We start from the raw sequence: 22,947 nt of genomic DNA, 5'->3' as shown, positions 1-22,947 counted from the left end.
TGCAGTGTTCCGCGCTAAATGCGCGTGTCGTTGTCGGTCACGGGGGTCCGGGCCCTTAAAATTGCCAAGCGAACCGCAGCAAGAGTTGATGAGATTCGCCGGCGAACGCGTTGGGTTGCTTGAGGGGGCGGTTGTATTCGGCATCCAGCGAGAGCGGGCCACGCCCGACCTTCAGGCCCACCCCCCAGCCGGAGAGCCACTGATAGCCGCCCTCCTCTTGCGCTTGCCAAATACCGCCGGCGTCAAGCGCCAGGCGCGGCTGCCAAAGCCAATCGCCGGTGCTGGCAAGGTACTGCAGCGTATTGCGCCAGCCCCAGCCTTTTTCACCCGCGAGCGAGTTATGGCGGAAGCCGCGCACCACGCTACTATCGGCCAGCTCCAGTTGCTCGACCGCCGGCAAACGCGCTGGACTGGTCTGCGCACTCAGACGGCTGTCCAGCTGCCAACCCGCCGCCGGCAGGGCATGGCGCAGCGTGGCGCCGAACTGCCACTTGCCGAAACAAGACTGCGGCATGCCGCCTGGCGCACAGGCGGCGCCGAGCCAAGGCCGGCCCTGCTCCCGCGTCGCTTCCAACGTCAGCGTCCCCGCCGACAGCAGGCGCATATAGTCAACGCCGAGTCCGACAACGGTCAGGGTCGGGCTGCTGACGGTCTGTAAGCTGCCGAGAAAGTAGTTTTCCACCCGCTTGTGCGCCAGTTGGCCATGCATGCTCCAGATACCGGCATGATCGCGGGCCAACACCCGATCGACGCGCAGCCCGGCCTGCGACGAGCGGCCGCGCAGGTCGACCGTGGCGTATGGCAATCGCAGGGTATTCAAGTACTCGGATTGGCCGCCGAACAGGCTGTAACTCCAATAACCGTTCGGCAGCGAATAGAACAACGAATGTCGCCGGCTGAAACGCGCGCGTTCGAGGCTGTGCTCCATCGACAGGCTGAGGTAGTCGTAACGCCCGCTTAAGTTGTCGCGCGCCACGCTAAGCCCGGCCACGCGCCGCCCGGTGGCGGCATAACCCCAGTTATCCAGCGACAGGCGGCCATGCCAGCCTTCATTCGCGTCGGTCAGCAGGCGAATGGTCGACCCGCCAAGCAGGCTGCCCGGCAGAACCTCGGCCCGCATCGACGACGACTGCAGCCGATTGGCCTGATCCAACCCCTGCTCCAAATCGCGGATATTCAGCGCTTTGCCCTCCATGCCGGGGAACAACCAGCGAACCGCCGGACTGGCGCCTTCGATCCTCTCCACCCGCCCTTCCAACACATGCAAGGTCATCACGCCGTCCTGAGCGATCTCCGGTAGTACGCGTGCAGCGATATAGCCACGTTGTACATACAGCCCGGTCAGGCGTTGCAAAAGGCGCTGCAGCCGGGTGCCGTCCAAGCAGCCCGCATGCCGTTCGAGCAGCGGCGCCAGTTCATGCGCGCTCAGCAACGTCACGCCAGCCAAGCGCAGCGCATGGATCGGCAGACAATCGCTTGGAGCGATGCGGCTGACGGCCGGTGATTGGCGGATCTCGCCGCCGCGTTGCAACTGCCGCAGGCGTAACGCCTCATACTCTTCGCGCAAGTGCGTTTTGTTGTCCTGCAGGAAAAACCGGCCGTCGCTGCCCGGCAGGGCGATCGGCTCCGCCAAGACAAACCCAGGTTGCAAGCCAAAACCGATCGCGGCACACCAGCGGCGAGCCCGCACGAGTACTGTTCGCGTAGCCATTTCTTCTCAAATCGTTTTGTCGAATTGTCTGACAAAATACATAAATGAAGAAATGGTACCAATGTGCCTAAAGGCCATCGACCATTGGGATGGTGGATAGGGAAAATGCCAAGAGAATTGGCAAAAATAGCCAAAAAATTCGCAAGTAAGGCGCTGATAGCGGCAGATCCTGCGCCTGGGCGTCGCCGCGCCGGACTGCGCGCGCTTAACCACATCCCGCCCATTCTTTAATACAGTGTCATTGCGAATAACGATGTACTAACGCAAACAACTTACCCGCTTGCCAATGCAACAAGGCCCCGCAGGGCCTTGTTGTCGTACCAGACAAGCGCTCAGTTCTGGTTGTACTGGCGGTAGCGCTCGATCAGACGCGTGGTCGAGCTGTCGTGCGTGGCCTTGATCTTCTTGCCGGAGAGTTCGGCATGGATGGTCTTGGCCAACTGCTTGCCGAGTTCCACGCCCCACTGGTCGAAGCTGTTGATGTTCCAGATCACGCCTTGTACGAAGATCTTGTGTTCGTACAGCGCAATCAGCGACCCCAGGTTGCGCGGATCGAGTCGAGACATCAAAAGCGTGTTGGTCGGCCGGTTACCGCCGAATACCTTGTGCGGCACCAACTGCTCCAGCGCCTCGCCCTGCAGCCCCTGGGCCGTCAGTTCGGCACGGGCCTCATCCGCCGTCTTGCCGCGCATGAAGGCTTCGGCCTGGGCGAACACATTGGCCAACAGGATTTCATGGTGCCCCGGCAGCGACGAGCGGCGCTCCAAGGAGGCGATCAGATCGATCGGCGAAATATGCGTCCCCTGATGCAGCAGTTGGAAGAACGCATGTTGACCGTTGATGCCGGTCTCGCCCCAGATGATCGGCGCGGTCTCGAAGTCCACCGCGGTGCCGTCCAGCATCACCTGCTTACCGTTGGACTCCATATCCAGTTGCTGGATGAAAGCCGGGAAACGGTGCAGATATTGGTCGTATGGCGCGATCACATGGCTACCGCCGCCGTAGAAGTTGATGTACCAGATGCCGATCATGGCGAGCAGCACCGGCATGTTGGCGTCCAGCGGCGCATTGCGGAAATGCTGATCCATGATGTGCGCGCCGTTGAGCAACTCGGCGAAATTCTCCTCGCCGAGGTAGAGCATGATCGGCAAACCGATGGCCGACCACAGGCTGTAGCGTCCGCCCACCCAGTCCCAGAACTCGAACATATTGGCCGGGTCGATGCCGAAATCGGCGACCGCCTTCATATTGGTCGATACCGCCACGAAATGCTTGGCCACCGCCGCTTCGTCGCGGGCGCGCGCCACGAACCATTCGCGTGCGGTCAGGGCGTTGGTCAGCGTTTCCTGAGTCGTGAAGGTTTTGGATTCGATGACGAACAAGGTGGTCTCGGAGTGCACCTTCTTCAGGGTCTCCTTCAACTGCGCGCCGTCCACGTTGGAGACGAAGTGCATGTTCATGCGCGGATGGCCGTAGGGCTTGAGCGCGCTACAGACCATCAGCGAGCCCAGGTCGGAACCGCCGATGCCGATGTTGACGATATCGGTGATCGGTTGATTGGTGTAGCCCAGCCATTCGCCGGAACGCACCGCATGGCAGAAACGCCCCATGCGCTCCAGTACGTTGTTGATCTGCGGCATCACGTCCACGCCGTCGACCAGGATCGGCGAATTGGTGCGATTTCTCAGCGCCACGTGCAGTACGGCACGGTTTTCGGTGGTATTGATCTTCTCGCCCTTGAACATTGACTTGATGCGGGCGGGCAGGCCGGCCTGGCGCGCCAGATCCATCAATAGCGGCAGGGTTTCCTCGGTAATACGATTCTTGGAATAGTCGAGAAACAGATCGCCGACTTCCAGCGAGAAATGTTCGGCGCGTTCGGGGTCCGCGGCGAACAGGTCGCGCATATGCTTCAGACGCGACAGCGAATAATGCTGCTCCAGCGCCTGCCAGGCAGGCAGTTGGGTGAGGGCACTCATCGTTATTCTTCCTCTTGTTCCTGCATGCGCAATCGCTTGCCACGCAGGCTCTGTTTGGATTTCTCCAGCTGCGCGATCAACGCCGGACCCTGACGCAAGGCCACGCCGACGGCGAGAATGTCGATCAGTACCAGATGCACGATCCGGGAGATCATCGGGCTGAAGGTTTCAGTATCTTCACGGGTATCCGCGGCCAGCGTGACCGTCGCCATGCGCGCCAAGGGCGATGTGCTGGCGGTAATCGCCACCACGCTTGCACCGGCGTTCAGCGCCACCTCGACCGCGCCCAACAGTTCGACCGTGCGCCCCGAATTGGAGATCGCCACCATCACGTCGCCCTGGGTCAGCACCGACGCCGCCATGGTCTGTATGTGCGTGTCGGCGTAAGCCACGGTCGGAATGCCGAAGCGGAAGAACTTATGCTGCGCGTCGGCCGCGATAATGCCGGAGTTACCCAAGCCGTAGAACTCGATGCGCCGGGCATGCGACAACAGATCGACCGCCTGCTCGACCGCCGCCGGGTTGACCTCGTTGCGGCACTTGATCAGCGCCGTCACCGTATTGTCGAACACCTTGGCGGCGACTTCGGAGGTCGGATCTTCCGGTCGCACACTCGAATGCACGTAGGGCACGCCGGTGACCAGGCTGCCTGCCAACTTCAGTTTGAAATCCGGCAGGCCGGCACAGCCCATCGACCGGCAGAAGCGGATCACCGTCGGCTGACTGACGCCGGCACTGGCGGCGATGTCGGCCACGGCGGCCTGCATGACGGTATATGGTTGGGCCAGCGCCAGCTCGGCGACTTTTCTTTCGGCTGCAGACAAATCCAGCAGCTGAGCGCGAATTCGCTCAAGCATGGTGGGGTTCCCGTAAATGGGCGGCCAGCGCGGCTTGTGCGCCGATCAGGCCGGGATACTGACTGTGGATCACATAGGTCGGCATTGCGGCCAAAAAGCCGGAAAGTCGACCCGCCTGCTCGAAACGACGACGAAACGGCGAACGGACGAAGGTTTCACCCAGCCGCGGCACGATGCCGCCGCCGATGAACACTCCACCGCGCGCGCCCAGCGTCAGGGCGAGCGCCCCGGCCGCACTGCCCAATATGGCGCAGAAGCGGTCGAGGCTGGCCATGCACTCGGGCGACTGCCCGCCCAGCGCCTGCCGCGTGATGTCCGCGGCAGACAGCCCGGCATCGGGCAACCCTCGCATCGCCAGCCGGGCCTCGTGAATCAACCCGAGCCCCGAGCCGGACAGGAAGCGCTCGGTCGACACGTGCTCGAAACGCGTGCGGGCGAAACGCCACAACTCGACCTCTTCCTCGTCCTCCGGCGCAAAACCGACATGCCCGCCCTCCCCCGAAAGCGGAATCGGTCCTTGCGCCCCATACACCAAACCCGATACGCCCAGCCCGGTTCCCGGGCCGATCAGCGCCATCGGATAGCTCGAAACCGGTGCGCCGCCGCCGACCTGAATCAACTCAGTGCTCGGCAAATGCGGCAACGACCAGGCCAGCGCCGTGAAATCGTTGAGCACGACCAGCGAAGCCAACCCCAAATCGCGCTTAAGCGCTGCGATGGAAAAGGCCCAACTATGGTTGGTCATGCGCACCGAATCGCCGGTCACCGCCGTGGCGATGCCGATGGCGGCATGCGCTACCTGTTTGGCACCGGTCTGCCTCAGGTAGTCGCGTGCCGCCGCCAAGAGCGTCGGAAACTGCGCGCTGGCGCGAACGTCCACCTCTTCGATCACCCCGGGGGCGGTTTCCAACGCAAAACGCGCGTTGGTGCCGCCCACATCGGCGAGAAGACGCGGGAAAAGGCTATGCGGCCCAGTAGACATCGAGCGGTGTCTCATCCTGTTTAACGAAATAGCTGATCGGCCAGCGACGATCCGCCTGCGCGCTCGCGCGTTCGAAGACTTCGCGCTTGCCGTTCCCCTGTATCGACAGATACAACTTGTCGCATTTTAACAGCGCCTTACGGGTCATGCTCAGGCGTCTATGCGGCGCCGCGGGCGGCGTCACACCGATAATCGCCTGCTTTTGGCCTAGATCAAGTCCCGCGTCCAGTTCCGCCGCATCGGGGAACAGCGATGCGGTATGCCCGTCGTCGCCCATTCCCAGCACGGCCACCGTCGGCCAGGTAAAGGCACGGCAAGCGTCGTCGATCGAGCGCGCCTCGTCTTCCGGGTGTGTCGCCAGCGGCTGGAACGTCGCGTCGGCAGCCTTGCCCTGCAACAGATGTTCGCGTACCAGCCGGGCATTGCTATCGGCGTGGTCGGCCGGCACCATGCGCTCGTCCACCAAGGTGACGGTCACACGCTGCCAAGGCAGATCGGCCTGCGCCAGACGCTCGAAAAGCGCAATGGGCGATCGGCCGCCGGACACTGCCAGCACCGCTCGCCCATTCTGTTCGACCGCCTGTTTCAAGTCGGCGGCAATCGCCGCCGCCAGGGCATCGGCCTGCGCCCCGGGTGATTCGAATTCCAGCCACTGCATGTTCTGTTCTCCGTTTGTGCTGTTTCCGTGTGCGTATCAATACAACGTGAATCGGACGAAAACCCATGGTAGCGTGCATTCGCCGTAGGCAATGCACGGATCACACAGGTTTCACATCCGATTCATTTCGTCTGATTAGCTCTCTTCGTGCCAGGCGATGCCGTCGCGCGATAGCAGGGCGGACGAGGCGGCGGGCCCCCAGGTGCCGGCGGTGTACTGCTTCGGCGCCGTGGTGGAGTGATCCCAGGCATGCATGATCGGCTCGACCCAGCGCCAAGCGGCAACCAGTTCGTCGCTACGCATGAACAGGCCCAGGCGGCCGCGGATCACGTCCAGCAACAGACGTTCGTAAGCATCGGCGCGACGAACCTTGAACATGGCGTTGAAGTCCAGGTTCAGGTAGGCCGGCTGCAGGTTCATGGTGTCGCCCGGCTCCTTGGCCAGGAAATACAGACGGATGCTTTCGTCCGGCTGCAGGCGGATCACCAGGCGGTTGGCCGTCTGGCCGACCGGGCTCGGGAACAGGTGGCAGGGTACGTCGCGGAAATTGATGACGATTTCAGCCACGCGTTCCGGCATGCGTTTGCCGGTGCGCAGGAAGAACGGCACGCCGGCCCAACGCCAGTTGTCGATCTCGGCCTTGATCGCCACGAAGGTTTCGGTGGTCGAAGTCGGCGGAATGTCCGACTCTTCCAGATAACCCGGCACGGCGCCGCCGACGATGGCGCCGGCTTTGTATTGACCGCGCACGGTCTTGGTGGCGACATCCTGCACTTCGAACGGACGCAGCGCCTTGAGCACCTTCAGCTTCTCGTCGCGGATGGCGTTGCCTTCCATGCTGGCCGGCGGCTCCATGGCGACGATGCACAACAGTTGCAGCAGATGGTTCTGCACCATATCGCGCAGGGCGCCGGTATGGTCGTAGAAACCGCCGCGGCCTTCGACACCCAGTTCCTCGGCGATGGTGATTTGCACGTTGTGCACCCATTCGCGACGCCACAGCGGTTCGAACAGCGCGTTGCCGAAGCGGATCGCCATCAGGTTCTGTACCGATTCTTTACCCAGGTAGTGGTCGATCCGATACAACTGATGCTCGTCGAAGAACTTGGCGACGGCGTCGTTGATTTCATTGGACGAAGCCAGGTCGTGGCCCAACGGTTTTTCCAGGACGACGCGCACATTGGGATGGTTCAGGCCGACCGTCGCCAGGTTTTCGCAAATCGGCGTGAAAAATTCCGGCGCGGTGGACAGGTAACAGACCACGCTGCGACCGGGAACCATGCCGCCCAGCTTCTCGGCCAGCGGAGGGAAGTGCTCGGGATGGCCGGCGTCGACACGCAAATAATCGATGCGATCGCAGAACTGTTGCCAATCCGCCTCAGTGAAGCACTCTTTGACGTGCTTGCGCGAATGATCTTCCACATAGGCCAGGTATTGTTCCCGGTTCCATTCTTTGCGGCCCAGCCCAAGGATACGGCCATCCTTATTCAGTAGGCCCGCGGCATGCGCCTGATAGAGCGACGGCAACAACTTGCGCATCACCAGGTCGCCGGTGCCACCGAACAGCACCATATCAAATGCAGGGGTTTGATCAGCTTCGTTTCGCATAGCGACATCCATCCCAAGTGGTTAAGATGTAATTATATTACCACCACAAAATTCTGCGCAGATTGGATTTGCATCAAGTTAACCGGCATTTTTTCCAAGTAAGCTGACGGCCGACAAACTCAATTAAAGCCGTTCTGTCAGCTGGATAGAGCGACAACGACCCGCAAAACCACGACAGCGCCGCGGGAATCGTCTTGATTTTTGGTTGTAGTAAAATTACCATCATTACACATTCTTGCGGGAGTCCAGACATGACGAAACATCCCGTCCTCGTCGAGGTCACAGAGCGAATCATCCAGCGCAGTCGCGTTCAGCGCCAGGCATACCTGAACCGCATTCGCACCGCGACCCACCAGGGCAAAGTCGAGCGTAGCCAATTATCCTGCACCAATCTGGCTCACGCCTTCGCCGCCATGCCTGGCGACGCAAAACTACGCATTAAAGAGAGCGCCCGCCCGAACTTGGCGATCGTCTCGGCCTACAACGACATGTTGTCGGCGCACATGCCCCTGGAACACTACCCCGCGCTGATCAAGGAAGAAGCCTTCAAGGCGGGCGCCACCGCGCAATTCGCCGGCGGCGTGCCCGCCATGTGCGATGGCGTGACCCAAGGTCAAGCGGGGATGGAACTGTCGCTGTTCTCGCGCGACGTGATCGCCATGAGCACCGCCGTTGCCCTGTCGCACCAGATGTTCGACGCGGCGATGTACCTCGGCGTGTGCGACAAGATCGTGCCGGGTCTGATGATCGGCGCGCTGTCCTTCGGCCATCTGCCGGCTGTGTTCGTACCGGCCGGCCCGATGACCACCGGCCTCAGCAACGACGAAAAAGCCAAGGTTCGCCAGTTGTACGCCGAAGGCAAGGTGGGGCGCGACGCCCTGCTGGAAACCGAGTCCAAGTCTTATCACGGCCCGGGCACCTGCACCTTCTACGGCACCGCGAACTCCAACCAGATGCTGATGGAGATTATGGGCCTGCACCTGCCGGGCACCGCCTTCGTCAATCCGGGCACACCGCTCAGAGAAGCGCTGACCCGCGCCGCCGCTCGCCAAGCCGTGCACATTTCCGCCGAGGGCGAAGCCTTCACGCCGATCGCCGAAATCGTCGACGAGAAGACCATCGTCAACGCCATCGTCGGCCTGATGGCCACCGGCGGCTCGACCAACCACACCATGCACTTGGTGGCGATCGCCCGCGTGGCCGGCATCGACATCAACTGGGACGACTTCGACGACCTGTCCGCCGTGGTGCCGTTGTTGGCCCGCGTTTATCCGAACGGCAAGGCCGACGTCAACCAATTCCATGCCGCCGGCGGCCTGGGCTTCGTCATCCGCGAGCTCTTGGATGCCGGGCTCCTGCACGAAGACGTGCAGACCGTGGTCGGCAAGGGCCTCTACGCCTACACCCGCGAGCCCTGGCTCAACCAAGGCCAACTCGACTGGCGCGACGCGCCGGCCAAGTCGCTCGACCTGGATCTGGTACGCCCGTACAGCGAGCCGTTCTCCGCCAACGGCGGCCTGCGCGTGCTGTCCGGCCAGCTCGGCCGCGCGGTGATCAAGGTCTCGGCCGTCAAACCGGAACACCGTCTGGTCGAAGCGCCGGCGGTGGTCTTCCATAGCCAGGACGAGATGCTGGCCGCCTTCAAGCGCGGCGAGTTGGAGAAGGACTTCGTGGCGGTGATCCGCTTCCAGGGTCCTCGCGCCAACGGCATGCCGGAACTGCACAAGCTGACCCCGTCGCTGGCGATCCTGCAGGAGCGCGGCTTCAAGGTGGCGCTGGTGACCGACGGCCGCATGTCCGGCGCCTCGGGCAAGGTGCCGGCCGCCATTCACGTCAGTCCCGAAGCCGCTCAGGGCGGCCCGATCGCCAAGGTACGCGACGGCGATCTGATCCGTGTCGACGCGGACAACGGCAGCCTGCAAGTCCTGGTCGATCCGGAGGAATGGGCGTTGCGAACGGAAAGCGACGCCGATCTCCTCCATAATGAATACGGCGTAGGCCGCGAACTGTTCTCGGTCTTCCGCAACACTGCCACTACGGCAGAAGAAGGCGCAACCAGCTTTGCCCTTCCTCAATGGGAGAAAATGTAATGGATGCAATTACCCTGCTGCGTCAGGGGCCGGTCGTACCGGTCATCGTGGTCGACGATCCGGCGATTGCCGTCGATCTGGCGCACGCGCTGGTCGCGGGCGGTATCCGCGTACTGGAAGTGACCCTGCGCACCAAGGGCGCACTGGCCGCCATCCGCCGCATGCGCGACGAAGTACCCGATGCCATCGTCGGTGCCGGCACCCTGCGCACCCGTGCACAGGTCGAGGCATGCGTCGATGCCGGCGCCCAGTTCGGCATCAGCCCGGGGTTGACCCCGGAACTGGCCGCCGCCGCGCGTGCCGCCAACCTGACCTTCCTGCCCGGCGTCGCCACGCCCTCCGAGGCGATGCGCGCCGAAGACGAAGGCTTCTCTGTGCTGAAGCTGTTCCCGGCCGAGGCTGTCGGCGGCATCAAATTGCTCAAGTCGCTCGCCGGCCCGTTCCCCAATCTGCGCTTCTGCCCGACCGGCGGCATCGACCTGGCACGCGCCAGCGATTACCTGGCGTTGCCGAACGTCTTGGCGGTCGGCGGCTCCTGGCTGACCCCGAACGATGCCTTGGCCGCGCGCGATTGGAGCCATATTACCGAACTGGCCCGCGCCGCGAGCCAGCTTGGCGGCGGCAAATAACGCAGCAGCGCTTTATCGGAAGGTGGCCGTCGGCCACCTTTTTTTATGCTTGATCGGCGCCTGTCGTTCGGGCCATCCATATGCTGTTTGGTTTGCATTCGGCACTTACTCTCCTAATCTAAATAGACACACGTCCATAAATAATTAGTGGAGAGGCATGATGCAGGTGTCAGAGGTCTTCGAGAAGGCATCCGGCAAGTTGCCGATGATTCCCAAAGTCGTACAAGAGTTGGTCAATAGTTTCAACCGCGCGGATGTCGTCAACAACGAAGAGATCTCCAAAACGGTCGGCCACGACCAGGTGCTGACGGCGCGCGTGCTGCGACTGGCCAATACGGCCCGCTTCGGCGGCAGCCGGCGTGTCGGCTCGCTCGACGATGCGCTGATCATTCTAGGGTTCGATACCTTGCGCGTCCTGGTCATCGCCTCGGGGATCACCGGCACCACCGCCAATATTCCCAACTTCGACCTGAAATCCTTCTGGAAGGGATGCTTCGAGATCGCCAACACCACCAAGGTGCTGGCGCGACTCTCGCACCAAAACCCGCAGTTGGCTTTCACCTGCGGCCTACTTGCCCGCATTGGCGAGTTGGTGCTGCATTTGGCGGCACCGGGCGTCACACCGGAAATAGAACGCAAGGTGGGGGACAGTCCAAACCGTATCGATGTCGAACGCGCACTGCTCGGGGTCGATTCGGCGCAGGTGGGCGCCGAACTGGCCTGGCGCTGGAGTTTCCCGGAAGAAATCGTCACCGCCATCGGCCAGCAATACCCGCTCGACGGCAAGGAAGGCAAACCGGAATTGGCCACGCTCATCGGGCTCGCCAAGCAGATCGTGCGCGATTTCAACCAGCGACTCGACGCCGAGACCGTCTTCGCCCATCTGCCGCCGCCGGTATTGACCCAACTCGGCCTGACCATGGCGCAATTGCAGGACGCCGCCGACGAACTCGCCGAAGCCAGTACCCAGGTCGACGATCTGTTCTGATGTGCCCGTGCGGTGCGGCGGGTTGGTGCGTTGCTTCGCGAACGCACCCTACGCCGTGGTAGCACGTCCGACGACTACTCCTCGTCCGCGGGCGTGTCGGTCGCCGCTCCCTCGACCTGGCCGAGGTAACGACATTCGATCTCCTGCATCAACTCGTCGATGCGCGCAATCGCCAACCGGATGTGCGTGCCTGTCGGCATCTCGGGCAAGCCGCCGACGCGCAGGCGCATCGGTACACCATCCACCCGAACCAAATCTTCTTTGATATAGGTCGCGGTCACGTCGGCGATGCCCTCCTGGTTGAACCAGCGCAGGCACCAGAAATACTCCATACGATCCTGGAAACCCAGATAGGCCGAGTAGGCGGCATCGAAATCGCGCAGGATGGCGAACAGCATGGCGTCGTTCTGCTCGAAGGCCGGCTTTTCGCCACGGATCATCGCCACCAGCTGACGCTGGTTGACGAAGTCGGATGCGCGACGCAGCGGCGAGGTCGACCAGGCATATTGCGCCACGCCAAGCCCGATATGCGGCTCCGGCCGCGTGGTCATGCGTACCTTGCCCATGGTCTGGGCGCGATACAGCCCCGGAATGCCCGCTTCACCCAGCATGCGACCCCATTCGCTATTGGCCAGGATCATCAATTCGGACACCAGCTTGTCCATCGGCGCGCCACGCTTGCGCGGGGTGATCTGCACCTTGCCGTCGACAACGGCGAAGTTGTAATCCAGCGGTTGCACCCGGGTCGGGTCGTATTTGCCGCGGCGCTTTTCCAGCGCATTGGCGAAATGCCACAGCCAGGTCAGCTCCTGCTTGAACGGATAATCGACGCCGGGGTCGTTGATCAGCGTTTCTTCGTTGAACTGCTTTTCCAGTTCGGCGTGGCGCAGGTTGGCGGCGATCGGCACCCGCTCGATGCGGTTTTCGAAGCCGACCGGCTCGAAATCGGGCGTAACCTCGACATACAGGCTCAAGGCCGGGCAGTCCTGCCCTTCGCGCAGCGTATAGGCCTGCACCACTTCGTCCGGCAACATGGTGATCTTGTCGCCGGGGAAGTAGACCGTCGACAGGCGGCTGTAGACGATGCGCTCCAGTTCCGAGTCCGGCGCGATACCGAGCGTCGGCGCGGCGATGTGGATGCCGACGCGCACGTTGCCGTTAGCCAGGGTACGCAGCGACAACGCATCGTCGATCTCGGTGGTGGCGGCATCGTCGATCGAAAAGGCGCGCACATCGGCCAGCGGCAACTCGTCGGCGACGATGGCCTGAGCCGGCTCGCTGACATGAAAGCCGGTGCCCTTGGGGAAATGCTCCATCAAAAAACCGGCAAGCAGGTAGTCCGGCACCGAACGAATACCGCCCACCTTGTCCGCCAATCTGAGCGGCGGCAGGCCGGACTGCTTGCAGGCCTGGTCGAATGCCTTGTATTCCAGCGAGTTTTTATCCGGACGGAACAACAGCTCCATCAAACGACCGCCCACCGCCTCCGGCAATCGGCCGGCGGCCAACTCCGCCGCCCACAGCGTCACCTGCTCCTGCTCGCGTTTCTTGCGCTCAAGCCCAGCCAGCGCGGCTTTGAGCGCCTCTTCCGGCGCGGCTTTGAATCGACCGCGGCCCTTCTTGTAGAAATACATCGGCGCGCCGGACAGACACTGGACGATGGCCGCCGCTTCGACGGCGGACGGGGCGTGGCCCCAGTACTCGCGCGCCAGATCCTCGTAGGCGAACTCGTCGCCGCCACAGCATTCCCACAGGAAATCGAGATCGATGCCGGCCGACAGGGCGTCGGCCTCGGTCAAGAAGGCATCGAGCGGACTCGCGAACTCCAGGATGACGTTGGCAGCCTTGATCTTGGCCCGCTTACCATGCTGGGTATCCACCTGGAAGCTGGCATCGCTTTTGGACACAATGCTGCCGACTTTGAAACTGCCACTCTCTTCGTAAAAAACGTTCATCCGCGCGCCAGACTGTTGCAATCAGTAAAGCGGGGATTATAGCAGGATGTGGCGCCCTAGCTCTCGGCCATCACCAGCCGCACATTGTGCTGTTCCAGCAGTTTGGACAGCGCCTCGGGCGGACGGGCGTCGGTGAACATGACGTGGAATTCGCTGATGTGGCCCATGCGCACCAGCGCGTTGCGGCCGAACTTGCTGTGATCCGCCGCCAGGTAGCGGTGACGCGCATTGGCCATCATCGCTTGCGCCACCCTCACTTCGCGATAGTCGAAATCCAGCAGCGAACCGTCGGCTTCGATGCCCGACACGCCGAGAATCGCGTAGTCCACCTTGAACTGGTTGATGAAGTCCAGCGTCGCCACCCCGGTAATGCCGCCGTCGGAGGCGCGCACCACACCCGAGGTGATCAGCACGTTGAAGTCCGGGTTGGCCGACATGGTCGAGGCCACATGGATGTTGTTGGTGATGACGCGCAGCCCCTTGTGGGTCGCCGACAGCGCCTGCGCCACCACTTCGATGGTGGTGCCGATGCTCATGAACAGCGAGGCATGGTCGGGAATGCTGGCCGCGATCATGTCGGCGATGTGCGCCTTTTCGCTTTGCAACTTGCCCTTGCGCGCGAAATAGTCCTCGTTTTCCACGCTGGAGCCCAGCGCCGCGCCGCCGTGATAGCGTCGCAGCAGATTATCCTCGCACAACTGATTGATATCGCGCCGGATGGTCTGCGGGGTGACGGCCAGGATGCGAGCCAACTCTTCGATCGGCATAAAACCGTTCTCGCGGACCAGTTGCAGAATTTTGTCGTGACGGGGTGAGCGGCTCATATTGGATTCGATTTCGAAAATCAATTGGAATTAATTAACATATTATCGAGCTTCCCGGCAACTCGAAGCGCGATTCCGCACTTGATTGGTCGCAAACTGATAAAGAATTCCTACAGATAACGACACTAGCAAACATCATTCCATATAAATAGAATGGTATTCCTGCCTCTCAAAGCACGACAAGGCGCTATGACCCTGCCCCGGCTACTGCTGTCCTTCGTTTTACGCCACCGGCGCGCTTACTGCCTGGCGGCCGCCATGCTAGCCACCGTCGGCGCGCTGACCGTGATGATCCCGCGCCAGGTGGGGCATATCGTCGATGCCCTGGCCGACCACCGTCTGTCGGGCCCGGTGTTGCTGCGTCAATTGGGCGAATTGCTGCTGATGGGGCTGACAATCTACGCGCTGCGCGTCGGCTGGCGGCTGCAACTGTTCACCGCCTCCTACCGGCTGGGTGTCGAATTGCGCACTCGGCTCTATCGACAGTTGGCGCGCCAGGGCGCGGCCTTCTTCCAGCAGCAACGCACCGGCGACCTGATGGCGCGCGCCACCAACGATATCGACTCGGTGGAAATGGCTGCCGGCGAGGCGATGCTGGCCGGTTTCGACGGCCTGCTGACCCTGGTGCTGGTGCTGTCTATGATGACGTTGGCCATCGACTGGCGGCTGGCGGCCGCGGCCCTGCTGCCATTTCCGCTGATGGCCTTCGCCTTCAGCCGCATTTCCAACCAGATCCATCGCGCCTGGGGCGATGCGCTACGCCACTTCGGCCGCATGAACGATCACGTGCAAGAAGCGTTAAGCGGCGTGCGTACCTTGCGCGCACTGGGCCTGGAAGCACTCAACGACCGCCAGATGAGCCGGCTGGCGGCGGCGGCCTCCAACAGCAGCCTGGACGCCCAACGCTGGGAAGCCGCCTTCGACCCGGTCGTCGGCCTGGCGCTGGTCAGCGCCAACGTCATTACCCTGGCGCTCGGCGGCTATCTGGTTTGGCAAGGCCAACTCACCATCGGCGCACTGACCAGTTTCAGTATGTACCTGGTGCAATTGATCTGGCCGATGTTCGCCGCCGGCTGGGTGCTATCGCTGCTCCAGCGCGGCGACGCCGCCTGGCAACGCCTGCGGCCGATCCTCGAAGTCGCGCCGTCCGTGCCCGACGACGGCACCCTGCCCGATCTACGACCCGGCGCGCTGGTCTTCGCCGATGTCGGTTTTCACTATCCGGGCCAAGCCGCGCCCGCGCTGACCGACATCCAGCTCAGTATTCCGCACGGCCAGACCCTGGGCGTGGTCGGCCCGACCGGCAGCGGCAAATCGACCCTGTTGCGGCTCTTGATGCGCCAGTACCCGCTGGTTCAGGGCCGCATCGATTGGCACGGCGTGCCGATTGCCGACTACCGGCTCGACGCCTTGCGCGGCGCCATCAGCTGGGTGCCGCAGGAACCGTTCCTGTTCTCCGCCTCGGTCGCCGCCAATATCGCCCTGGTGCGTCCCGAGGCCAGCCGCGACGACATCGAACAAGTGGCGCGGCTAGCGGCCGTACACGAGGACATCCTGCGCTTGCCGCAAGGCTACGACACCCCGGTGGGCGAAAAAGGCGTGGCCCTATCCGGCGGCCAGCGGCAGCGACTGGCGATCGCCCGGGCACTGTTGGCCGATACCCCGCTGCTACTGCTGGACGATGCCTTGTCGGCCGTCGATACCCAGACCGAGCATCAGATCCTGCAACATTTGCGCGAGGCGCGGCGCGGCCGCAGCGTGCTGATCGTCAGCCACCGGCTGTCGACCGTGGCCGATGCCGATCACATCGTGGTGCTACAGGGCGGGCGCATCGTCGAACAAGGCGACCACGATGCGCTATTGGCGCGCGACGGCTGGTATGCCGGCCAGTGGCGTTATCAACAACTGGAGGCCAGCCTGGATGAAGTCTGAATCGTCCCAACTCGACCGGCGCGCAGCGATCGGGCTATTGGTCGAGGCCGCCGCACCCGACCGCCGCCATCTGTGGCTCGGCGGTTTGTGGCTGTTGCTGGCCGCCCTATTGGAAGCTGCCGCGCCGTTCCTCGGCAAGATCTTCATCGACAATTTCCTGCTGCCGCGCCACTTGGCCTGGGGGGCGATGGTCGGTCTGCTCGCCGCCTCGCTCTTGCTCGGCTACAGCGCGGCGGCACTGCGCTACCTACAGCTCACGCGCTTGGCCGGCGTGGCCATGCGCGCGGTGCAACGCCTGCGCGAACAAGTCTTCGCGCATGTCGTCCGCTTGCCGATGGCCTTCTTCGACCAGGCGATCACCGGGCAGTTGGTCAGCCGGGTCACGAACGACACCGAGTCGGTCAAGGCACTGTACGTACAGGCGCTGTTCGTCATCCTCAACAACAGTATCGTGGTGCTGGGGGCGTTGGCCGCCATGGCCTGGCTCGACTGGCGGCTGATGACGGTCTCGTTGTTGCTGTTCCCGGCCACCCTGGCCATCGTCTGGCTATACCAGCGCTTGAGTGCGCCATCGGTGGCGCGTTCCCGCGCGCTGCGTAGCGACATCAACGCCCAAATGGCCGAATCGATCGCCGGCATCAGCGTGCTACAGGCAAGCAATGCCGAGGCGCGCTTCATCCGCCGCTTCGACGATACCAACCAGCGCTACTATCAGGCCCGGCTCGGCGAACTGCGTGCCAATGCCTGGCTGCTGCGGCCGGCGCTCGACCTGCTCAACGTGCTGCTGTTGACCGTGGTGATCTACCGCTTCGGCCTACGCGAATTGGGCGGGCGCGAAATCGGCGTGCTGTACGCCTTCGTCAGCTACATCGGCCGCGTGGTCGAGCCGCTGATCCAGATCACCATGCAATTCGGCCAACTGCAGCAAGCGGTGGTGGCCGCCGCGCGCGTCCAGCAGTTGCTGAACGAGGCGCCGATGCAGGCCGATCTCGGCGATGGCCATATCGCGGCCGGCGAAGTCCGCTTCGAACAAGTCGACTTCGCCTACCAGCCGGGCCACCCGGTATTGCACTCGCTGGACCTGGTCATACCCGCGGGCAGCTTCGTCGGCATCGTCGGTCACACCGGCAGCGGCAAATCCACCTTGTTGTCGCTGCTGTTGCGCTTCTATCAGCCGCAACACGGCCGCATCCTGATCGACGGTCAACCGCTCGACGCCATCGGCGGCGAAACCTTCCGCGCCGGCGTCGGCCTGGTGCCGCAAGAACCCTTTCTGTTGGCCAGCAGTGCCTACGACAATATCGACATGGGCCGCGGCCTGCCGGTAGAGCGCATCGAAGACGCCGCGCGCGCCGCCGGCGTGCACGAACTGATCCTGTCGCTGCCGCAAGGCTACCGGACCGACATGGGCGAAAGCGGCGGGCGGCTATCGAGCGGGCAAAAACAGTTGATCGCCATCGCGCGCGCGCTGGCCGGCCGGCCGCGCATCCTGTTGTTGGACGAAGCCACCTCGCACATCGACAGTGCCACCGAACAACTGGTGCAACAGGCACTGGCGCGACTGACCGGCAAGATCACCCTGATCTCCATCGCCCACCGGCTGTCCACCATCCGCGACGCCGATCGCATCATCGTGCTCAGCCACGGCCGTATCGCCGAATCGGGCCGCCACGACCAACTGATGCAACAGGCCGGCATTTACCAACGTCTTTATTTGCTGCAACAACTGCAGTCGGCCGACGCCGACTGAGGAGCCCGCATGCGTTTCTTGCTACCGCTTTGTCTGCTAATCGCCGCAATGCCCTGTCTGGCCGACGACCCATCCCCCAGCCTGTCGGTGACCGGCGCCGTCGTCACCCACCAGACAGGAGACGGATCGACTTCGCAAACCCAGCTCGGCATCGAAGCGCTCTACCCCACCCGCTACGGCGCAGCCTATTGGCAGGACGGCGAAGGCGGCTGGCTGGTGCCGGCGCCAGGCGGCTGGGCCGCGCTCGGCGTAGCCTTCGAACCCATCTGGTCGCTGGGCGGCCATGTGTCGCAAAGTCTGGGCGTGGCGCGCTACGGCTTCGACCTGCCCAACGACGGCAGTCTGTCGTTCGGCTACGGCGCGCGTCTGGGCAACAGCAACCCGGGGCACTTATTCGTCGCCAACCTGGAAGCGCCGATCGCCAAGATCGGCAGACACACGCTCAATCTGTGGGGTTGGGCCAGCCTGGCCGACCGCAAACGGCGCCAGTCGCTCGACCATCAAGACGCGCAGGACAACGGCTGGCAACTGGAACAAAGCAATCTGATGCTGGTGGTGACGCATCCGCTGGTAGGGCACTGGACGCTGGACGGCGGTGTCGGCGGCCACTGGCAGGCCGACCAGGGCGGCCACCATACGGCCGGCTGGCAGACGCTGGTCGGGGTGACCTGGGATTGGCATAAATAAGGGAGTGGGTCGGTGAGGAGGGTGCGTTGCCGGCAACGCACCCTTTGCTCTATCGGCTGCGCCAGCGCGCGATCTGCGCGCGCACCTGGTTCGGCGCGGTGCCGCCGACATGATCGCGCTGTGCCAGGCTGCCTTCCGGCGTCAATACGGCATAGATATCCTCGGCCACCAGCGGGCTGAACGACTGCAGGTCGGCCAGCGGTAAATCGGCCAGATCGACGCCGCGCTGCTCGGCATGTCGTACCGCGCGCGCCACGACCTCGTGGCTATCGCGGAACGGCAGTCCCTTCTTCACCAAGTAGTCGGCCAGGTCGGTGGCGGTGGCGAAACCCTGCAGTACCGCGCGGCGCATCGCCGCCGGCTTGACGGTGATGCCGCGCATCATGTCGGCGTAGATGCGTAGCGTATCGACCAGCGTGTCGGCGGTATCGAACAGCGGTTCCTTGTCTTCCTGGTTGTCCTTGTTGTAGGCCAACGGTTGCGACTTCATCAGCATCAGCAGGCCGACTAGATGGCCGCTGACCCGGCCGCTCTTGCCGCGCACCAGTTCGGGCACATCCGGATTCTTCTTCTGCGGCATGATGGAACTGCCGGTGCAGAAGCGGTCGGCGATATCGATGAAACCGACGCTCGGGCTCATCCACAACACCAGCTCTTCCGACAAGCGCGACAAGTGGGTCATCACCAGGCTGGCCGCTGCGCAGAATTCGATGGCGAAGTCGCGATCGGACACCGCGTCGAGCGAGTTTTGGCAAACGTCGTCGAAGCCCAGCAGCTCGGCGGTGTAGTGCCGGTCGATCGGATAGGTGGTGCCGGCCAGCGCCGCGGCGCCCAGCGGCAGGCGGTTGACGCGTTTTCGGCAGTCGGCCAGGCGTTCGGCATCGCGTGCCAGCATCTCGACATAGGCCAGCAAGTGGTGGCCGAAAGTCACCGGCTGCGCCACCTGCAGGTGGGTGAAGCCGGGCATCGCCGTTTCCGCGTGCTGTTCGGCCAGGTCGAGCAAGGCCGTCTGCAATTCGCCCACCAAGCCGCCGATCAGGTCGATCTGGTCGCGCAACCACAGACGGATGTCGGTCGCCACCTGGTCGTTACGGCTGCGACCGGTATGCAGCCGTTTGCCGGCGTCGCCGATCTTGTCGGTCAGTCGGCGCTCGATGTTCATGTGCACGTCTTCCAGATCCAGCCGCCATTCGAAGCGGCCGGCGCGGATGTCGTCCAGGATTTCAGCCATGCCTCGTCGGATTGCCGAAAGATCATCGTCGGACAAGACGCCGGCGCGATGAAGCATGGCGGCGTGGGCCAACGACCCATCGATGTCGAACGGTGCCAGCCGGTAATCGAAACCGACCGAGGCAGTGTATTTCTTGACGAGTTCCGACACGGGCTCTGAAAACCGGCCGGACCAGGCATGGGTGTCTTGCATCGAACTGGACTCCTGGGGTGGCGAACTATGAAGATTGAATATAACCCGAAGCGGGTGCGGCCGGGGACGAAAATCGCCCTCGGCCGCGCACGCTCAGCCGCTGTTACGCAGACCGGCGGAAATACCGTTGATGGTCAGATGGAGGGTATACAGCGCATCGGCGTCGTCTTGCTTGTCGCGCAATCGGCGCAGCAGTTCGACTTGTAGCAAGTTGAGCGCATCCAGGTACGGCAGGCGCGTGGCCAAGCTACGAGCCAGCGTCGGGTTGTTTTCCAGCAGATGCTTTTGGCCGGAGATGGCGAACAACGCGTCGACCGTACGCTGCCACTCGGCTTCCAGCAAAGCGAACAATCGGTCGGCCAGCGCGCGGTCCTCGACCAGGTCGGCGTAGCGGCGCGCAATGCGCAGATCGGCCTTGGCCAGCACCTGCTCCATATTGGACAGGATCACGCGGAAGAAGCCCGAGTCGCGCGCCATTTCCTGTAACCGCAGCATGCCGTCGCGGCCATGACGGCCGATGAAAGCCGAAACCGCCGAGCCGAAGCCGTACCAACCCGGCAGCATCACGCGCGATTGCGACCAAGAAAACACCCAGGGAATCGCCCGCAGGTCGGTAATCGAGTTCAGGCTCTTGCGCGAGGCCGGCCGGCTACCGATGTTCAGCTTGGCGATGGCATTGATCGGCGTGCCTTCCAGGAAGTACTGCATGAAGCTCGGCGTTTCCACCAGTTGGCGATAGGCGGCATAGGCATCGCGCGACAACTCGTCGAAGGCCGCATGGTCGATATTTTCGCTGTGCGCCTGGCTCAGCGTCGCTTCCAGCGTGGCCGCCACCAGTGCCTCCAGATTGCGCAGCCCAATGTCCGGATCGGAATACTTCGAGGCGATCACCTCGCCCTGCTCGGTAATGCGGATGCGGCCGGCCACCGACCCGGCCGGTTGCGCCACGATGGCCTCGAAAGCCGGACCGCCGCCGCGGCCGACCGAGCCGCCGCGACCGTGGAACAGCCGCAGGCGCGCACCGGCGCGGGCGAAGCACGCCACCAGCCGCGCTTCTGCCTGATACAGCTCCCACTGGCTGGTCAGATAACCGCCGTCCTTATTGCTGTCGGAGTAGCCGAGCATGATTTCCTGCAGATCGCCTCGGCTTTTGAGCAAGGCACGATACCAGGGCAGAGCGAACAACTGATCCATCACCCGGTCGGCGGCGCGCAAGTCGGTGATGGTCTCGAACAGCGGCACCAGGTTCAGCGACGACACCGGCGCACCGTCCACCAACCGGATCAGCCCGCACTCCTTGAGCAACAGCGCCAGCGCCAGCATGTCGCTGACCGAGGCGCAGTTGGAAATGATGCTCTGGCCGATGGCCTCGACGCCGAAATCGCGCTGGATGCACGCAGCCTGGCGGAAAATCGCCAGCTCCTTCTGCGCCAACTCGCTGTACTCGGCATAGGGCGAGAACAGCAGCCGCGGCGAGGACAATTCGCGCAGCAGCAATGCGACACGCGCCGTGTCGTCGGCTTGGTCGTAGTCCTCCAACCCGGCCTGGGCGAACAGCTCGCCCACCACCTGCTGATGCATGCCGGCGAACTGACGCAGGTCGAGTGGCATCAGGAAGAAACCGAACACCTCCAGCGTGCGGATCAGACGGCTCAAGCGGCCCTCGGCCAAGCAAGCGCTGTTGTGACTGCGCAGCGATTCGCCGATGGCGCGCAGATCGGCCAGGCAAGCTTCGGCGTCGGCATAATCGTCCGGGCCGTGCCAGCGGCTATGCACCTTGGCCCCGAGCCTGCGCGCGGTATTGGCCAAGCGCGCCTGCACGGTCGCCAACGCACGGCGGTAGGGCTCTTCCATGCGGCTGACTTTGTCGTCCGGCGAGAGCGCCGACAGGGCCGCCACCGCCTCGCCGACCTCGACGTGGCGCGAGGACAGCGACAGCTCGCGGTACAAGGTGGCCAGTTCCTCCAGATAATGCTCGAAGGCCGCTTCGGCCTGATGGGTGATGGCGCTGGCAAGCACCTCGGCGTCGACGTTCGGATTACCGTCGCGGTCGCCGCCGATCCAGCTTGCGACGCGCAAAAACGGCTTGAGCTGCGGCGTTTGGCCCCATTGCTCGCCGATCAGTTGGCTCAGATGTTCATACACCTTGGGCAGCGCGCTGAAGAAAGTCATCGGATGGTAGGCGACGCCGTTCTTGATCTCGTCCAGCACCGATAGCTTGAAATGACGGATCTCGGCGGTCTGCCACAGCGACAGAATCACGCGCTTGAGCTTGGACTCCAGGTCTGCCTTTTCTTCCGGCAGCAGCGCAGGCTGATTCAACCGGTGCAGAAAACGGCGCACCGCGCGATGGCTGTCCAGCACGCTTTGGCGCTGAACCTCGGTCGGGTGCGCGGTCAGCACCGCTTCGACCGAGGCATCCGACAGCATGCCGGACAGTTGTTCGAAACTGACGTTCTCCTGGCGCAATTGATGCAGCGCGCGCTCCAGGCTGCCCTGCTGCGGCGCCGAACCGGCCAGCCGGTGAGCGCGGCGCCGGCGCGTGTGATGCAGATCCTCGGCGATATTGAATAACTGCGCATACAGACCGCAGGCGCGCACCAGCGCGCTGTCGGCGTCTTCCGGCAAACGCGCCGGCAAGCTGCCCTGCTGCTGCAACTGCTGCGGGATCGCACGCATTTCCTGGTACAGCGTCGGTCCCGCCTGTTCGCTGAGCACTTCGCCCAGCAACCGTTCCAGCCGTGCTAAATCGTTCTTTAGCGGCAAGTCCTTTTCGAATTGATGCTTGTTGTCCACCCTTGTCACCCGGTTCGTATGTTTTTAGATAGTATTTTTCATTCTGCCTCAATTCCTACGGCCTTGGGGCGCCAATTT

At 63.1% G+C, this 22,947-nt stretch carries 16 protein-coding genes; 6 read left to right on the top strand and 10 right to left on the bottom strand.

The window, feature by feature from the left end; all coding sequences use genetic code 11:
* Positions 1-55: 55 nt before the first annotated feature.
* The 6 genes from DFP86_RS13940 to zwf form a co-directional block, all read right to left on the bottom strand.
* Entirely contained in the window at positions 56-1,711 is a 1,656-nt protein-coding gene (locus DFP86_RS13940; protein WP_133682253.1) for a ShlB/FhaC/HecB family hemolysin secretion/activation protein, read from the bottom strand.
* A gap of 332 nt (positions 1,712-2,043) precedes the next feature.
* Entirely contained in the window at positions 2,044-3,690 is a 1,647-nt protein-coding gene (gene pgi / locus DFP86_RS13935) for a glucose-6-phosphate isomerase (protein WP_133682252.1), read from the bottom strand.
* 2 nt (positions 3,691-3,692) lie between these two features.
* Positions 3,693-4,547 carry a transcriptional regulator HexR gene (gene hexR / locus DFP86_RS13930; RefSeq protein WP_133682250.1) on the bottom strand — a complete coding sequence of 285 codons (855 nt, stop codon included), beginning with the start codon at positions 4,545-4,547 and terminating at the stop codon, positions 3,693-3,695.
* A complete protein-coding gene (locus DFP86_RS13925; protein ID WP_133682248.1) occupies positions 4,540-5,529 on the bottom strand; it encodes a glucokinase in 990 nt (329 codons plus the stop codon). Before DFP86_RS13925 ends, hexR begins: the two co-directional genes overlap by 8 nt.
* Positions 5,510-6,187 carry a 6-phosphogluconolactonase gene (pgl, locus tag DFP86_RS13920; RefSeq protein ID WP_133682246.1) on the bottom strand — a complete coding sequence of 226 codons (678 nt, stop codon included), beginning with the start codon at positions 6,185-6,187 and terminating at the stop codon, positions 5,510-5,512. Before pgl ends, DFP86_RS13925 begins: the two co-directional genes overlap by 20 nt.
* A 135-nt stretch (positions 6,188-6,322) precedes the next feature.
* On the bottom strand, positions 6,323-7,795 hold the full coding sequence (zwf, locus tag DFP86_RS13915) for a glucose-6-phosphate dehydrogenase (RefSeq protein ID WP_133682244.1): 1,473 nt from the start codon (positions 7,793-7,795) through the stop codon (positions 6,323-6,325).
* 251 nt (positions 7,796-8,046) lie between these two features.
* Between zwf and edd the strand changes: the two genes are divergently transcribed.
* The 3 genes from edd (at position 8,047) to DFP86_RS13900 (ending at position 11,502) form a co-directional block, all read left to right on the top strand.
* Positions 8,047-9,885 carry a phosphogluconate dehydratase gene (gene edd / locus DFP86_RS13910; protein ID WP_133682242.1) on the top strand — a complete coding sequence of 613 codons (1,839 nt, stop codon included), beginning with the start codon at positions 8,047-8,049 and terminating at the stop codon, positions 9,883-9,885.
* Complete coding sequence (gene eda, locus DFP86_RS13905; RefSeq protein WP_133682240.1) at positions 9,885-10,514, top strand: bifunctional 4-hydroxy-2-oxoglutarate aldolase/2-dehydro-3-deoxy-phosphogluconate aldolase; 630 nt, start codon at positions 9,885-9,887, stop codon at positions 10,512-10,514. Before edd ends, eda begins: the two co-directional genes overlap by 1 nt.
* Before the next feature lie 157 nt (positions 10,515-10,671).
* Positions 10,672-11,502, top strand: coding sequence for an HDOD domain-containing protein (locus tag DFP86_RS13900; protein WP_243729401.1), 831 nt, complete (start codon positions 10,672-10,674; stop codon positions 11,500-11,502).
* Between the two features lie 74 nt (positions 11,503-11,576).
* On the opposite strand, the gene DFP86_RS13895 is transcribed toward DFP86_RS13900, so the two are convergent.
* Both DFP86_RS13895 and DFP86_RS13890 read right to left on the bottom strand, forming a co-directional pair.
* Positions 11,577-13,457, bottom strand: a complete 1,881-nt coding sequence (locus tag DFP86_RS13895; protein ID WP_133682238.1) for a ribonuclease catalytic domain-containing protein — start codon at positions 13,455-13,457, stop codon at positions 11,577-11,579.
* Between the two features lie 56 nt (positions 13,458-13,513).
* Positions 13,514-14,281, bottom strand: a complete 768-nt coding sequence (locus tag DFP86_RS13890; protein WP_133682236.1) for a DeoR/GlpR family DNA-binding transcription regulator — start codon at positions 14,279-14,281, stop codon at positions 13,514-13,516.
* A 189-nt stretch (positions 14,282-14,470) separates the two neighbouring features.
* Between DFP86_RS13890 and DFP86_RS13885 the strand changes: the two genes are divergently transcribed.
* Genes DFP86_RS13885 through DFP86_RS13875 form a run of 3 tightly spaced genes read left to right on the top strand, consistent with a single transcriptional unit; the run spans position 14,471 to position 18,650 of the window.
* Positions 14,471-16,213 carry an ABC transporter transmembrane domain-containing protein gene (locus tag DFP86_RS13885; protein ID WP_133682234.1) on the top strand — a complete coding sequence of 581 codons (1,743 nt, stop codon included), beginning with the start codon at positions 14,471-14,473 and terminating at the stop codon, positions 16,211-16,213.
* Entirely contained in the window at positions 16,203-17,963 is a 1,761-nt protein-coding gene (locus DFP86_RS13880; protein WP_133682232.1) for an ABC transporter ATP-binding protein, read from the top strand. The genes DFP86_RS13885 and DFP86_RS13880 overlap by 11 nt, the downstream gene beginning before the upstream one ends.
* A 9-nt stretch (positions 17,964-17,972) precedes the next feature.
* Positions 17,973-18,650 carry a hypothetical protein gene (locus DFP86_RS13875; RefSeq protein ID WP_133682230.1) on the top strand — a complete coding sequence of 226 codons (678 nt, stop codon included), beginning with the start codon at positions 17,973-17,975 and terminating at the stop codon, positions 18,648-18,650.
* 49 nt (positions 18,651-18,699) lie between these two features.
* On the opposite strand, the gene argH is transcribed toward DFP86_RS13875, so the two are convergent.
* Both argH and ppc read right to left on the bottom strand, forming a co-directional pair.
* Entirely contained in the window at positions 18,700-20,073 is a 1,374-nt protein-coding gene (argH, locus tag DFP86_RS13870; protein WP_133682228.1) for an argininosuccinate lyase, read from the bottom strand.
* A 93-nt stretch (positions 20,074-20,166) separates the two neighbouring features.
* Positions 20,167-22,869, bottom strand: coding sequence for a phosphoenolpyruvate carboxylase (gene ppc, locus DFP86_RS13865; protein WP_133682226.1), 2,703 nt, complete (start codon positions 22,867-22,869; stop codon positions 20,167-20,169).
* Between the last annotated feature and the right edge of the window lie 78 nt (positions 22,870-22,947).

The sequence above is a fragment of the Paludibacterium purpuratum genome (assembly GCF_004363805.1).
GTDB classification, from domain to species: domain Bacteria; phylum Pseudomonadota; class Gammaproteobacteria; order Burkholderiales; family Chromobacteriaceae; genus Paludibacterium; species Paludibacterium purpuratum.
The sequence above is the reverse complement of the archived record's forward strand: the minus strand, read 5'-3'. Positions and strand labels throughout refer to the sequence as shown.